This window comes from Streptomyces sp. HP-A2021 (genome assembly GCF_022807935.1).
In the GTDB taxonomy this organism is placed as follows: domain Bacteria; phylum Actinomycetota; class Actinomycetes; order Streptomycetales; family Streptomycetaceae; genus Streptomyces; species Streptomyces afghaniensis.
Map to the genome: position 1 here is coordinate 5,059,396 of NZ_CP094344.1, position 14,659 is coordinate 5,074,054.

11 protein-coding genes are annotated in these 14,659 nt (G+C 70.7%); 7 read left to right on the forward strand and 4 right to left on the reverse strand.

The genetic code is table 11. The annotated features are described in order from the left end of the window. Positions 1–4 precede the first annotated feature (4 nt). Entirely contained in the window at positions 5–397 is a 393-nt protein-coding gene (locus tag MQE23_RS22740) for a cyclophilin-like fold protein (RefSeq protein ID WP_243380082.1), read from the reverse strand. A 149-nt stretch (positions 398–546) separates the two neighbouring features. Here MQE23_RS22740 and MQE23_RS22745 point away from each other — a divergent pair, with 149 nt between their 5' ends. The 4 genes from MQE23_RS22745 (at position 547) to MQE23_RS22760 (ending at position 7,800) form a co-directional block, all read left to right on the forward strand. Next, positions 547–2,055, forward strand: coding sequence for a cytochrome ubiquinol oxidase subunit I (locus MQE23_RS22745; protein WP_020271162.1), 1,509 nt, complete (start codon positions 547–549; stop codon positions 2,053–2,055). A 20-nt stretch (positions 2,056–2,075) separates the two neighbouring features. Beyond that, a complete protein-coding gene (cydB, locus tag MQE23_RS22750) occupies positions 2,076–3,080 on the forward strand; it encodes a cytochrome d ubiquinol oxidase subunit II (RefSeq protein WP_020271161.1) in 1,005 nt (334 codons plus the stop codon). A gap of 12 nt (positions 3,081–3,092) precedes the next feature. After that, on the forward strand, positions 3,093–6,611 hold the full coding sequence (gene cydD, locus MQE23_RS22755) for a thiol reductant ABC exporter subunit CydD (protein WP_243380083.1): 3,519 nt from the start codon (positions 3,093–3,095) through the stop codon (positions 6,609–6,611). Positions 6,612–6,741: 130 nt separating this feature from the next. After that, complete coding sequence (locus MQE23_RS22760) at positions 6,742–7,800, forward strand: M23 family metallopeptidase (RefSeq protein ID WP_243380085.1); 1,059 nt, start codon at positions 6,742–6,744, stop codon at positions 7,798–7,800. A 51-nt stretch (positions 7,801–7,851) separates the two neighbouring features. Here the strand turns inward: MQE23_RS22760 and MQE23_RS22765 are convergent, their stop codons facing one another. The 3 genes from MQE23_RS22765 to MQE23_RS22775 all read right to left on the reverse strand — a co-directional run bounded on the left by MQE23_RS22765 (position 7,852) and on the right by MQE23_RS22775 (position 11,704). After that, the gene (locus MQE23_RS22765) at positions 7,852–8,739 is read right to left on the reverse strand and encodes a Cof-type HAD-IIB family hydrolase (protein ID WP_243380086.1); all 888 of its coding nucleotides are present in this window, start codon (positions 8,737–8,739) and stop codon (positions 7,852–7,854) included. 86 nt (positions 8,740–8,825) lie between these two features. Then, positions 8,826–9,728 carry an LLM class flavin-dependent oxidoreductase gene (locus MQE23_RS22770; RefSeq protein WP_243380088.1) on the reverse strand — a complete coding sequence of 301 codons (903 nt, stop codon included), beginning with the start codon at positions 9,726–9,728 and terminating at the stop codon, positions 8,826–8,828. Positions 9,729–9,946: 218 nt separating this feature from the next. Then, positions 9,947–11,704 (reverse strand): SDR family oxidoreductase, encoded by a 1,758-nt coding sequence (locus MQE23_RS22775; protein ID WP_243380089.1) that lies wholly within the window; start codon positions 11,702–11,704, stop codon positions 9,947–9,949. A 168-nt stretch (positions 11,705–11,872) separates the two neighbouring features. On the opposite strand from MQE23_RS22775, the gene MQE23_RS22780 reads away from it, so the two are divergent. Genes MQE23_RS22780 through MQE23_RS22790 form a run of 3 tightly spaced genes read left to right on the forward strand, consistent with a single transcriptional unit; the run spans position 11,873 to position 14,656 of the window. Continuing rightward, positions 11,873–12,841, forward strand: a complete 969-nt coding sequence (locus tag MQE23_RS22780) for an ABC transporter ATP-binding protein (RefSeq protein ID WP_020274323.1) — start codon at positions 11,873–11,875, stop codon at positions 12,839–12,841. Continuing rightward, entirely contained in the window at positions 12,831–13,748 is a 918-nt protein-coding gene (locus MQE23_RS22785; protein WP_020274322.1) for an ABC transporter permease subunit, read from the forward strand. The genes MQE23_RS22780 and MQE23_RS22785 overlap by 11 nt, the downstream gene beginning before the upstream one ends. Continuing rightward, the gene (locus tag MQE23_RS22790) at positions 13,745–14,656 is read left to right on the forward strand and encodes an ABC transporter ATP-binding protein (RefSeq protein ID WP_243380090.1); all 912 of its coding nucleotides are present in this window, start codon (positions 13,745–13,747) and stop codon (positions 14,654–14,656) included. The genes MQE23_RS22785 and MQE23_RS22790 overlap by 4 nt, the downstream gene beginning before the upstream one ends. Positions 14,657–14,659 lie beyond the last annotated feature (3 nt).

Genomic DNA, 14,659 nt, shown 5'->3' on the forward strand with positions numbered 1-14,659 from the left:
CAGGTCAGGCGTCGAGGAGCTCCACGCGCACGGGGTCGCCGTCCCGCACGGTTGCGAGCAGACCGGGGTCGCCGTCGAGGCGGCCCAGGACATTGCACGGGCCTGCGAGGCGGCACTCGTCGCCCCGGGAGATCGGTGTGGCTCCATAGGGGAGGGCGAGTGCGGCGCCGTCGGTCCAGAAGGCGACGGTGCCGGGCTCGACGACCTCCTTGGCGCCTGTTTCACGTGAAACCGACACTCCTGTGTCGAAGTACACCTCTTTGCCCCAGGTGCGTGCGGTCGAGACGAAGGGCAGCGCCTTGGCGAGTGCCTGGGTGGTCGGGGTGTCGTCGAGCGACGCGGTGAGATGGCCCGAGGGCCAGGAGATCCGGATCTGTAGCGATGTCGGTGTCTGCATGCCGTCGATTCAACAATATGTTGAAGTTCCGGCCAAGGGGTTGACTGTGACGGGGGAGACAGGGGACCCCCTCCAGGGCTCGAAACTACGTGCTGCATAATGGCTTGTGAATGTGAACGCTTTCACAAGCGGTTGTAAGGAGCGGCGACGTGGACCTGGCTTTGGCGCCGGAGACCCTGGCGCGATGGCAGTTCGGCATCACCACCGTCTACCACTTTCTGTTCGTCCCCCTGACGATCTCGCTGGCCGCTCTGACGGCCGGACTGCAGACCGCCTGGGTGCGGACGGAGAAGGAAAAGTACCTCCAGGCGACGAAGTTCTGGGGCAAGCTCTTCCTGATCAACATCGCGATGGGTGTGGTCACCGGCATCGTGCAGGAGTTCCAGTTCGGCATGAACTGGTCCGACTACTCGCGCTTCGTCGGTGACGTCTTCGGCGCGCCGCTCGCCTTCGAGGCCCTGATCGCCTTCTTCTTCGAGTCCACCTTCATCGGCCTGTGGATCTTCGGGTGGGACAAGCTGCCCAAGAAGATCCACCTGGCCTGCATATGGATGGTCTCGATCGGCACGATCCTGTCGGCCTACTTCATCCTCGCGGCCAACTCCTGGATGCAGCACCCGGTCGGCTACCGGATCAATGAGGCGAAGGGGCGGGCCGAGCTCACCGACTTCTGGCTGGTGCTGACCCAGAACACCGCGCTCGCCCAGGTCTTCCACACCCTCACCGCGGCCTTCCTGACCGGCGGCGCCTTCATGGTCGGCATCGCCGCCTTCCATCTGGTCCGCAAGAAGCACGTCCCCGTGATGAAGACCTCGCTGCGGCTGGGCCTCGTCACCGTCGTCGTCGGCGGTCTGCTCACCGCGGTCAGCGGCGACGTCCTCGGCAAGATCATGTACCAGCAGCAGCCGATGAAGATGGCCGCGGCCGAGGCGCTGTGGGACGGCGAGAAGCCGGCGCCCTTCTCGGTCTTCGCCATCGGCGACGTCGACAAGGGACACAACGAGGTCGCCATCGAGATCCCCGGCCTGCTGTCCTTCCTCGCCAAGGACGACTTCACCTCGTACGTGCCCGGCATCAACGACGTCAACAAGGCCGAGCAGGAGAAGTACGGGCCCGGCGACTACCGGCCCAACATCCCTGTGGCGTACTGGGGCTTCCGCTGGATGATCGGCTTCGGCATGACGTCCTTCGCCATCGGCCTGGCCGGACTGTGGCTGACCCGCAAGAAGTTCCTGCTGCCGCAGCATCTGCGGGTGGGTGAGGACGAGGTGCCGCATCTCGTGCTCCTGCCGAAGAAGGCCCTCGGTCCGACCCTCACCAAGTGGTACTGGCGCATCGCGATCCTCACCCTGGGCTTCCCGCTGATCGCCAGCTCCTGGGGCTGGATCTTCACCGAGATGGGCCGCCAGCCGTGGGTCGTCTACGGCGTGCTGCAGACGCGTCACGCGGTCTCCCCCGGTGTCTCCCAGGCCGAGGTCATCACCTCGATGGTCGTCTTCACCACGCTGTACGCGATCCTCGCCGTCGTCGAGGTCAAGCTGCTCGTCAAGTACGTCAAGGCGGGCCCGCCCGAGCTCACCGAGGCCGACCTCAACCCGCCCACGAAGATCGGCGGCGACACCCGTGACGCCGACAAGCCGATGGCCTTCTCGTACTAGGCCGAGGGAGCTGCACAGTCATGGAACTGCACGACGTCTGGTTCGTCCTGATCGCCGTCCTGTGGACGGGCTACTTCTTCCTGGAGGGCTTCGACTTCGGGGTCGGTGTGCTCACGAAGCTGCTCGCCCGCAACCGGCCCGAGAAGCGGGTGCTGATCAACACCATCGGACCCGTCTGGGACGGCAACGAGGTGTGGCTGCTGTCGGCGGGCGGTGCCACCTTCGCGGCCTTCCCCGAGTGGTACGCCACGCTCTTCTCCGGCTTCTACCTGCCGCTGCTGCTCATCCTGGTCTGCCTCATCGTCCGGGGTGTGGCCTTCGAGTACCGCGCCAAGCGGCCCGAGGAGAACTGGCAGCGCAACTGGGAGACGGCGATCTTCTGGACCTCGCTGATCCCCGCGTTCCTGTGGGGTGTGGCCTTCGGCAACATCGTGCGGGGGGTGAAGATCGACCAGGACTTCAACTACGCCGGCGGCGTCCTGGACCTGCTCAACCCGTACGCCCTGCTCGGCGGTCTGGTCACGCTCGCGCTGTTCACCTTCCACGGGACGGTGTTCGTCGGGCTCAAGACGGTCGGGGAGATCCGGGAGCGGGCGCGGAAGCTGGCGCTTCGGGTCGGGTCGGTGACCGCGCTGCTGGCTCTCACCTTCCTCGCGTGGACGCAGTCCGACCGGGGTGACGGGGCAACACTCGTCGCGGTGGCCGTGGCGGTGGTGTCGCTCGTCGTGGCCATGGTCGCGGCGCGGGCGGGGCGTGAGGGATGGGCGTTCGCCCTGTCGGGGCTCACCATCGTGGCCACGGTGGCGATGCTCTTCCTGACGCTGTTCCCGAACGTCATGCCGTCGACGCTCAACCCGGACTGGAGCCTGACGGTCACCAACGCCTCCTCCAGCCCGTACACACTGAAGATCATGACCTGGTGCGCAGCGGTCGCCACTCCGATCGTGATGCTCTACCAGGGCTGGACGTACTGGGTGTTCCGCAAGCGGATCGGTACTCAGCACATCGCCGAGACCGTGCACTGAGGTGTGTTTCACGTGAAACCAATCGATCCGCGTCTGCTCCGGTACGCCCGTGCCACCCGGGTCTTCCTGGTGGCGGTCGTCGCCCTGGGTGCCGTAGGGGCCGGGCTGGTCATCGCGCAGGCGATGCTCATCGCCGAGGTGGTGGTCGGCGCGTTCCAGCACCGCATGGCGGTGTCCGAGCTCGGCACTCCCCTGCTGCTGTTGGCCGCTGTCGCGGTAGGCCGGGCGCTGGTCGGCTGGCTCACCGAGCTCGCCGCGCACCGGGCGAGCGCGGCGGTGAAGTCCGAACTGCGGGGGCGGTTGCTGGAGCGTTCTGCTCAGCTGGGGCCGGGCTGGCTGAGCGGACAGCGGACCGGTTCGCTGGTCGCCCTGGCCACCCGGGGTGTCGACGCCCTCGACGACTACTTCTCGCGGTATCTGCCGCAGTTGGGTCTCGCGGTGGTCGTGCCGGTGGCGGTGCTGGCGCGGATCGTCACCGAGGACTGGGTCTCCGCGGCCATCATTGTGGGCACCCTGCCGCTCATTCCGGTCTTCATGGTGCTGATCGGCTGGGCCACCCAGTCCCGGATGGACCGTCAGTGGCGGCTGCTGTCGCGGCTGTCCGGGCACTTCCTGGACGTCGTCGCGGGGCTGCCGACGCTGAAGGTCTTCGGGCGGGCCAAGGCGCAGGCCGAGTCGATCCGGCGGATCACGGGTGAGTACCGGCAGGCGACCATGCGGACGCTGCGGATCGCCTTCATCTCCTCCTTCGCGCTGGAGCTGCTCGCGACGATCTCGGTGGCGCTGGTCGCCGTGACGATCGGCATGCGGCTGGTGCACGGTGAGATGGACCTGTACATCGGCCTGGTCATCCTGATCCTGGCGCCGGAGGCGTATCTGCCGTTGCGGCAGGTCGGGGCGCAGTACCACGCTGCGGCGGAGGGGCTCGCCGCGGCCGAGGAGATCTTCGAGGTTCTTCAGACGCCCGTTCCGGCCTCCGGTTCGGGGGCCGTGCCGACGGGTGGGCTGGCCTTCGAGGGAGTGACCGTCCGCTACCCGGGGCGGTCGGCGGACGCCGTGTCCGGCGTGTCCTTCACCGTCGAGCCCGGGGAGACGGTCGCGCTGGTCGGGCCGAGCGGTGCGGGCAAGTCGACGCTGCTGAACGTCCTGCTCGGGTTCGTGCCACCGGCCGAGGGAAGGGTGCGGGTCGGGGGAGCCGACCTCGCCGACGTGGACCTGGAGCAGTGGCGGTCCCGGATCGCGTGGGTGCCGCAGCGGCCGCATCTGTACGCCGGGACGATCGCCGACAACGTACGGCTGGCGCGGCCCGAGGCCGACGGCGACGCCGTACGGCGGGCGCTGCGGGACGCCGGGGCGCTGGAGTTCGTGGACGCGCTGCCCGAGGGCGCGGACACCGTGCTCGGCGAGGACGGGGCCGGGCTGTCCGCAGGGCAGCGGCAGCGGCTCGCGCTGGCCCGGGCGTTCCTCGCGGACCGGCCCGTGCTGCTGCTCGACGAGCCGACGGCCGCGCTGGACGGAGCCACCGAGGCCGAGGTGGTGGCCGCTGTGCGGCGGCTCGCGGCCGGGCGAACGGTGCTGCTCGTGGTGCACCGGCCGGCGTTGCTGGGTGTGGCGGACCGGGTGGTGCGGCTGGCGGAGCCCGAGACTGCCCCGGTGCCCGCCGCGTCCACCGCTGTGCCTGTTGCATCCGCCGTGGTCCGGAACCCCGGAACGGTCTCCGTCGAGGCCGAGCCGCCCGCCGCGGCCTCTCCGGTGGAGTCCGGCGGCCGGCCCGCTTCGGGCGGCGGCGTCCTCGCGCGCGTCCGCGCCATGTCCGGTGCCCGGCGCGGACGGCTGGGACTCGCCCTGCTGCTCGGTAGCCTCGCGCTCGGGAGTGCCGTAGGGCTCATGGCCACCTCCGGGTGGCTGATCTCGCGGGCGTCGCAGCAGCCGCCCGTGCTGTACCTGATGGTGGCCGTGACGGCGACGCGGGCCTTCGGGATCGGGCGGGCCGTGTTCCGGTACGCCGAGCGGCTGGTCTCGCACGACGCCGTGCTGCGGATGCTGGCGGACACCAGGGTCGCGGTGTTCCGCAGGCTGGAGCGGCTGGCGCCCGCCGGGTTGCGCCGGACCCGCCGGGGGGATCTGCTGTCCCGGCTGGTCGCGGATGTGGACGCGTTGCAGGACTACTGGCTGCGGTGGCTGCTGCCGGCCGGGGCGGCCGTCGTCGTGTCGGCCGCGTCCGTCGGTTTCACGGCGTGGCTGCTGCCCGAGGCCGGGGCCGTGCTCGCGGCCGGGCTGCTGGCGGCGGGGGCGGGCGTGCCCCTCGTCACGGGTGCCGTGGCCCGACGGGCCGAGCACAGGCTGGCGCCCGCCCGCGGAGTGCTCGCGACGCGGGTGGCCGATCTGCTGACCGGAACCGCGGAGCTGACCGTCGCCGGTGCCCTGCCCGCCCGGACCGCCCAGACTCGCGAGGCAGACGGCGTACTCACCAGGATCGCGTCGCGCGCCGCCACCGCCACGGCACTCGGCGACGGGCTCACCGCGCTGATCTCCGGCCTGACCGTCACGGCCGCCGCCGTGGTCGGCGCACAGGCGGTCGCGGCAGGGCGGCTGGACGGCGTGACCATGGCCGTCGTCGTCCTCACCCCGCTGGCCGCCTTCGAGGCCGTGCTCGGGCTGCCGCTCGCCGTGCAGTACCGGCAGCGGGTGCGCCGGAGCGCCGAGCGGGTGTACGAGGTGCTGGACGCCCCGGAGCCCGTGGGGGAGCCCGAGCAGCCCCGGCAGGCGCCCGCGTCGCCGTTCCCGGTCGCCGTGAGGGGACTGGCGGCGCGGCATGCGGGGCAGGACCGGGACGCGCTCGCCGGGCTGGACCTGACCCTCGAAGAGGGCCGCCGGGTCGCCGTGGTGGGACCCTCCGGCTCCGGCAAGACGACCCTGGCGCAGGTGCTGCTGCGCTTCCTCGACGCGGACGCGGGTTCGTACACGCTGGCGGGCGTGGACGCGTACGCGCTACGCGGGGACGACGTGCGCAGGCTCGTGGGGCTGTGCGCGCAGGACGCGCACCTCTTCGACAGCTCGCTGCGCGAGAACCTGCTGCTCGCCAAGAAGGATGCCACCGAGGACGACCTGCGTACCGCGCTCGGGCGGGCCCGGCTGCTGGACTGGGCCGACGGCCTGCCCGACGGGTTCGACACGCTCGTCGGCGAACACGGGGCGCGACTGTCGGGAGGCCAGCGGCAGCGGCTGGCGCTGGCCCGGGCACTCCTCGCCGACTTCCCCGTCCTGGTGCTCGACGAGCCCGCCGAACACCTGGACCTGCCCACCGCCGACGCGCTCACCGCCGACCTGCTGGCGGCCACCGAGGGCCGTACGACCCTGCTCATCACGCACCGGCTGGCCGGTCTGGAGGCGGTGGACGAGGTCATCGTGCTGGACCAGGGACGTGTCGTGCAGCGCGGGGCGTACGAGGAGCTGGTGGCCGTGGACGGACCGCTGCGGGAGATGGCGGAGCGGGAGGCGGCGTCGGAGTCGCTGGTGACTGCGCCCTAGGGGTGCCCGGCCGGCGCCGCGCCTTGGCGAGGCCCGGGCGGCGCCGCACTGAGCCGTTCGGGGCAGCCGGTCCCCCGGCCGTACGAGGCGAACAGGGCCAGGGCGGCCCGGCTGGGTGACGATCACTGACATGCGCTCATATCGCCGCCATCGGCTGCTCGTCCTGGTACTGCTGTGCGCGCTGGCGGTGCTCGCGGCCGGGCCGACGGCGGCGCACAAGGAACCCGGGAGCGGCACCGGCGGGGACTCGGGGCTCAGTGCCGAGGTGGCGCGGTTGTACGAAGAGGCCGCGGTGGCGACGCAGCAGTACGAGGCCGGTCGTCGAGAGGCCGAGGAGCAACGGGCCAGAGCTCAGCGGGCCGAGGAACTCCTGGACGGTCAGCGGCGGCACATCGCGGCCCTGCACGAGGACCTGGGCAGGATCGCCCGTGCCCAGTACCGCTCCAGCGGTGGCCTGCCGGTGGCCGCCCAGCTGCTCCTCGCCGACGGCCCCGACGATCTGATGCGAGGCCAGCACGCCTTCTCGCAGACGAATCTCGCCGTGAACAACGCGATCTCCAAGAGCCGGCGGGCCGAGGCACGGCTCGCCGCGGACGAGGCCAGGGCCGCGGCCCACTGGCAGGCGCTGGAAAAGCGGAACACGCAACTCGCCGGTCTCAAGGCGGACATCGAGCAGAAGCTGGAAACGGCACGCTCGCGGCTCCAGGGTCAGGCGGACGCCGCGGTCGCCGCCGGGGCGTGCCGTGGGGCCGTGCGGCTCGACCAGCCGGAGACCGGCTTCACGAGCGCGTGGGTCGCGCCCGTGGAGACGTACGAGCTGTCCGCGTCCTACGGCAGCGGCGGTGCGCGGTGGTCGAGCCGGCACACCGGGCAGGACTTCGCGGTGCCGATCGGCACGCCGGTGCGGGCCGTGGGTGCGGGGCGGGTGGTGAAGGTGTCCTGCGGAGGTGCCTTCGGCATCGAGATCGTGCTCAGTCACGCGGGCGGCTACTACACGCAGTACGCCCATCTCGCGTCCGTCGCGGTCGACCAGGGGGAGCACGTCGAACCCGGCCAGTGGATCGGCCAGTCGGGCACCACGGGCAACTCCACCGGACCGCACCTGCACTTCGAGGCCAGGGTCACGCCGGAGATGGGCTCGTCCGTTAATCCGGTGTCATGGCTGGCGGCTCGCGGGGTGTCGCTCTGACTCCGGCCAGGGCCACGGCAGCACCGCGGTCATTGCCTACAGCCGCGACAGCTACCGCAGTTCCGTGAGCAGCCGCTCGATCACGACCGCCACGCCGTCCTCGTTGTTCGCGACCGTCCGTCCCGAGGCCGCGGCGATCACGTCCGGGTGGGCGTTGCCCATCGCGTAGGAGCGGCCCGCCCAGGTCAGCATCTCGACGTCGTTCGGCATGTCGCCGAAGGCGACGACCTGCTCGTGCGAGATGCCGCGCTCGGCGCAGCACAGGGCGAGCGTGCTGGCCTTGGACACCCCGGGGCCGCTGATCTCGAGCAGTGCACTCGGGCTGGAGCGGGTCACGTTGGCGCGGTCGCCGATGGCGAGCCGGGCCAGGGTCAGGAAGGCGTCGGGGTCCATCTCGGGGTGGTAGGCCAGGATCTTCAGGACCGGCTCCGCGGCAGCACGGTGGTGCGGCGACAGCAGTTCCTCCGCCGGGGCGAGGCTGTCCGGGGTCTCCATGTGCAGCTTCGGATAGGCCGGTTCCTGGTAGAAGCCGTACGTCTGCTCCACCGCGTACACCGTGCCCGGAGCCGCGTCACGCAACAGCCGTACGGCATCCAGGGCGTTCGCCCGCTCCAGTTCCCGTACCTTCACGAACCGGTGGGAGCCGGGGCCGCCGTGCAGGTCGACCACGGCGGCGCCGTTGCCGCAGATCGCCAGGCCGTGGCCGTGCACGTGGTCGCTGACGACGTCCATCCAGCGGGCCGGGCGGCCGGTGACGAAGAAGACCTCGATGCCCGCCTCCTCGGCGGCGGCCAGGGCGGCCACCGTTCGGGGGGACACCGACTTGTCGTCGCGCAGCAGCGTGCCGTCCAGGTCGGTGGCGATCAGCCGCGGCGGGACGGTCTCGGCCGCGGTCTCGGGCTGTCGGGTCGCTGAGGTCACCCGGCCATTGTCCCGCATATGCCTGCACGTGCGTGCGGGACTCCGCACAGGTGAGTGGATACCGCCCTCACCAGGAACTTCCCGAGGGGCCTCCCGTAAGACCCTCAGCGCAACTGCGCCGGCGCCTCCATGGCGATCTGCTCGAAGGCCTTCTCGTCCGCCGCGAAGGGCGAGTCGGGGATGGGCCAGTGGAGCACGATGTCCGTGAAGCCCAGTTCCCTGTGCCGGCCGGCGAAGTCGACGAAGGCGTCCAGGGACTGGAGCGGGCCGCCGCGGTCCGGGGTGAATCCGGTGAGCAGGACCTTGTCGAGGCCGGTCACGTCCCGGCCGATCTCGGCGCAGATGTCGGAGAGTTTCTCGGCCTGCCCGCGTATGGCCTGAACCGACTGTTCAGGAGTGCCGTTCTCGTACAGCTTGGGGTCGCCGGTGGTCACCCACGCCTGCCCGTACCGTGCGGCGAGCCGCATCCCGCGCGGCCCCGTCGCGGCCACCGCGAACGGAAGCCTGGGGCGCTGCACACAGCCGGGGATGTTCCGTGCCTCGTGTGCCGAGTAGAAGTCGCCCTTGTACGACACCGCGTCCTCGCTGAGCAGCCGGTCGAGCAGCGGGACGAACTCGGCGAAGCGGTCGGCGCGCTCCCGCGGGGTCCACGGCTCCTGGCCGAGCGCGGTGGCGTCGAAGCCCGAGCCGCCCGCGCCGATGCCCAGCGTGACCCGCCCGCCGGAGATGTCGTCGAGGGAGATCAGTTCCTTGGCGAGCGTCACCGGGTGCCGGAAGTTCGGCGAGGTCACCAGAGTGCCCAGCCGCAGCCGGTCGGTCACGGTCGCGGCGGCCGTGAGGGTCGGTACGGCGCCGAACCAGGGGCCGTCCCGGAAGCTGCGCCACGAGAGGTGGTCGTAGGTGTACGCGGTGTGGAAGCCGAGCTGCTCGGCACGCGTCCAGGCCGCACGGCCGCCTTCCTGCCAGCGGCGGTGGGGGAGGATCACGGTGCTCAGACGCAGACTCATGGCATCGAGCCTAAGGGAGTGCTGCGGGTGACCTGTGTTTCACGTGAAACAGTCACCGAGAGCGGTTCGTCCTGCACAGCGCGTCAGTGAGGCCCGGGAGAGACCTGAATCACGCGATTGAGTTCCCCTTGGAGGTTTGATCCACAGCCAAGTGGTGTTATCCACAGGGGAATTGGCCAGTCTGTGGACAACTGGCCCTCCCAGCAAGCCTCTTGGGGTCACATCGGCGGCTTCACCCGCGCGATTCCCCGCAGCGCCCCCGGCGCGAACCGCGACAGCCAGCGCGCGCCCCGTGCCTCCGGCGTGACGGGGACCACCGCCTCGTTGCGCACCACGGCCCGTAGGATCGCGGCGGCGACCTTCTCCGGCGGGTAGTTCCGCAGCCCGTACAGGCGAGCGGCGCGCTGCTGGAGCCGCTTCTCCTCGCCCGCGTCGACCCCGGCGAAGTGCGCCGTGGACGTGATGGCGGTGTTGACGAAGCCGGGGCAGACCGCTGTCACGCCGATCCCCTGCCCGGCGAGCTCAGCGCGCAGGCACTCGCTGAGCATGAGGACGGCCGCCTTGGAGGTGCTGTACGCGGGAAGCGCCCGGGACGGCTGGTACGCCGCCGCCGAGGCCACGTTGACGATGTGGCCGCCCTGGCCGCGCTCGGCCATCCGCCGGCCGAAGAGCCGGCAGCCGTGGATGACACCCCAGAGGTTGACGTCGAGGACCTTCTTCCAGTCCTCCGGCGTGGTGTCGAAGAAGGAACCGGACAGTCCGATCCCGGCGTTGTTCACGAGGACGTCCACCATGCCGTACTCGGCGGTGACCTTCTCGGCGAGCTTCTCCATGGCCTGCTCGTCGGAGACGTCGACCATCTCCGCCCAGGCCGCTGGAGCGCCCGCGAGGCGGGACGACTCGGCAGCGCGGGCCGCCGCCTCCGCGTTCCGGTCGACGGCGACCACGCGCGCGCCGGCCTCGGCGAACGCCAGCGCCGTCGCCCGCCCGATGCCACTGCCCGCCCCGGTGACCAGCACGAGCTGCCCGCCGAACCGCTGGGCGTGCTTGCCGCTCGCCGCCACCGGGGACCGCCCGCTCTCCACGGTCGTCACGAACTCCTCGATCCACGAAGCGAGCTGATCCGGACGGGTGCGTGGGATCCAGTGCCCCGCCTGAACGGTCCTGCGGGTCAACTGCGGAACCCACTGCTCCAGCTCGTCGGTGAGCCGCTCCGACAGGAACCGGTCCTCCAGGGGCGTCACGATCTGCACGGGCGCGTGCGCGTACGCGTCCGGGCGTGGCCTGCGCAGCCGGCGCCGGACGTTGTCCCGGTACAGCCAGGCCCCGTGTGCCGCGTCCGACGGCAGGGACGAGGTCGGGTAGTCACCCCGGGGCACCTTCTCGACGCGCTCCAGAACCCGGGGCCAGCGCTTGCCGAGCGGGCCGCGCCAGGCCAGCTCGGGCAGCACGGGCGTCTGCAGCAGGTACACGTACCAGGACCTGGCGCCCTGCCCGAGGAGCTGGCCGATCCGGCGCGGGGTGGGCCGCTTCACACGGCTGTTGATCCAGTGGCCGAAGTGGTCCAGGGACGGCCCGGACATGGACGTGAAGGAGGCGATACGGCCCTCGGTGCGCCGGACGGTGGTGAACTCCCAGGCCTGCACCGAGCCCCAGTCGTGCCCGACCAGATGCACCGGCCGGTCCGGGCTGACCGCGTCCGCGACGGCCAGGAAGTCGTCCGTCAGCTTCTCCAGAGTGAACCCGCCCCGCAGCGGCCGTGGCGCCGTGGACCGCCCGTGGCCCCGGACGTCGTACGCCACCACGTGGAAGTGCCCGGCGATACGCGCGGCGACCTCGGACCACACCTCTTTGCTGTCGGGGTAGCCGTGCACGAGGACCACGGTCGGCCGCCGCGGATCACCCACCTCGGCCACGCACAGCTCGACCTCGCCGGTCCGCACCCAGCGCTCCCGCGCGCCCGTGAGCAACGTCATCCGGCGAATCTGGCAGTTGTTAGACGGTTCGTCAATAGGAGACTCCCGACCGTGGTAACTCTCAAGAACCAGGTCCCCTAAGGGCCCGTACTACTCCAGGTTGACCCGAAGACAGCTCTGCGGAGTGACGACCGCCACGATCGCGGCCTCTACCTTCGTAGCGTGACTGTGATCGCGACCGAAAGCCTGAGCAAGCGGTTCCCCCGGGTGACCGCGCTTGACCGGCTCTCCGTGGACGTCGGGCCCGGTGTGACCGGACTCGTCGGAGCCAACGGAGCCGGCAAGTCCACACTGATCAAGATCCTGCTGGGTCTGTCCCCCGCCACCGAGGGCCGCGCCGAAGTGCTCGGCCTCGACGTCGCCACCAAGGGCGCCGACATCCGCGAGCGGGTCGGCTACATGCCCGAGCACGACTGCCTGCCCCCGGACGTCTCGGCCACCGAGTTCGTCGTCCACATGGCGCGCATGTCCGGCCTGCCGCCCACCGCCGCACGCGAGCGCACCGCCGACACCCTGCGCCACGTCGGTCTGTACGAGGAGCGCTACCGCCCCATCGGCGGCTACTCGACCGGCATGAAGCAGCGCGTCAAGCTCGCCCAGGCCCTCGTCCACGACCCGCAGCTGGTCTTCCTCGACGAGCCGACCAACGGGCTCGACCCGGTCGGCCGCGACGAGATGCTCGGCCTGATCCGCCGGATCCACACCGACTTCGGCATCTCGGTCCTGGTCACCTCGCACCTGCTGGGCGAACTGGAGCGCACCTGCGACCACGTCGTCGTCGTCGACGGCGGCAAGCTCCTGCGCTCCAGCTCCACCACGGACTTCACCCAGACCACGACGACCCTCGCGATCGAGGTCACCGACACCGACGAGCACCCGGACGGCACCCGCGCGATGCGCGACGCGCTGCACGCACGCGGGGTGAGCGTCGAGGACGGCAGCGGACTGCCGGGCGCCGGCCACATCCTGCTGCTCACCGCCCAGGGCGAGGAGACGTACGACCTGGTCAGGGACGTGATCGCGGACCTCGGGCTCGGCCTGGTGCGCATGGAACAGCGCCGGCACCACATCTCCGAGGTGTTCACGACCAGTGACCAGCACGAGCAGCGGAAGGAGGCGGTCGGCCATGGCGGTTGAGCACTCCACGGGGACATCCGCCCCGGCACCGGGTGACCAGACCCGTATCCACAACATCGGCTACCGCAGCTACGACGGCCCCCGCCTGGGCCGTGCCTACGCCCGCCGCTCCCTGTACTCGCAGTCCCTGCGCGGCTCCTACGGCCTCGGCCGCTCGGTGAAGTCCAAGGTGCTGCCGATGCTGCTGTTCGTGGTGATGTGCGTGCCCGCGGCCATCATGGTCGCCGTCGCGGTCTTCACCAAGGCCAACGCCCTGCCCGTCGACTACACGCGCTACGCGATCATCATGCAGGCGGTCATCAGCCTGTACGTCGCCTCGCAGGCACCCCAGTCCGTCTCGCGCGACCTGCGCTTCAAGACCGTGCCGCTGTACTTCTCGCGGCCCATCGAGACCGCCGACTACGTGCGCGCCAAGTTCGCGGCGCTCGCCTCGGCGCTGTTCATCCTCACGGCCGCTCCCCTGATCGTGCTCTACGTGGGCGCGCTGCTGGCCAAGCTCGACTTCGCCGACCAGACCAAGGGATTCGCACAGGGACTCGTCTCCGTGGCACTGCTCTCACTGCTCTTCGCCGGTATCGGCCTGGTCATCGCGTCCTTCACCCCGCGCCGCGGCTTCGGCATCGCGGCCGTGATCGCCGTGCTGACCATCACCTACGGCGCGGTCTCCACCCTCCAGGCCATCGCCGACGCCCAGGGCAGCGGCGACGCCGTGCCCTGGATCGGGCTGTTCTCGCCGATCACGATCATCGACGGTGTGCAGTCCGCGTTCCTGGGCGCGACGTCCGCCTCCCCCAGCGGGGTGGGCCCGAGCACCGCCGAGGGCGTCGTCTACGTCGTCGTCGCCCTGGGCCTCATCGCGGCGAGCTACGGCCTCCTGATGCGCCGCTACAAGAAGGTGGGACTGTGACCACGCTCTCCATCGACCACGTCTCCCGCTGGTTCGGCAACGTGGTCGCCGTCAACGACATCACCATGACCGTCGGTCCCGGCGTCACCGGCCTGCTCGGCCCCAACGGCGCCGGCAAGTCCACCCTCATCAACATGATGGGCGGCTTCCTGGCCCCCTCCACCGGCACGGTCACCCTCGACGGCCAGCCGGTGTGGCGCAACGAGCAGATCTACAAGCACATCGGCGTCGTCCCCGAGCGGGAGGCGATGTACGACTTCCTCACCGGGAAGGAGTTCGTCCTCGCCAACGCCGAGCTGCACGGCCTGGGCGCCAAGGCGGCCCAGAGGGCGCTCGCCACGGTCGAGATGGAGTACGCGCAGGACCGCAAGATCCAGACGTACTCCAAGGGCATGCGCCAGCGCGTGAAGATGGCCTCCGCCCTGGTCCACGACCCGTCGCTGCTCCTGCTGGACGAGCCCTTCAACGGCATGGACCCCCGCCAGCGCATGCAGCTCATGGACCTGCTGCGGCGCATGGGCGATGAGGGCCGCACGGTGCTGTTCTCGTCCCACATCCTCGAAGAGGTCGAGCAACTCGCCTGGCACATCGAGGTCGTCGTCGCCGGGCGGCACGCCGCCAGCGGTGACTTCCGCAAGATCCGCCGCCTGATGACCGACCGGCCGCACCGCTACCTGGTGCGCTCCAGCGACGACCGCGCCCTCGCGGCCGCGCTGATCGCCGACCCGTCGACGTCCGGCATCGAAGTCGACCTCGCCGAGGGCGCGCTGCGCATCCAGGCCGTCGACTTCGGCCGCTTCACGGCCCTGCTGCCGCGGGTGGCCAAGGACCACGGCATCCGGCTGCTCACGGTCTCGCCGTCCGACGAGTCCCTCGAGTCCGTCTTCTCGTACCTCGTCGCGGCGTAGGAG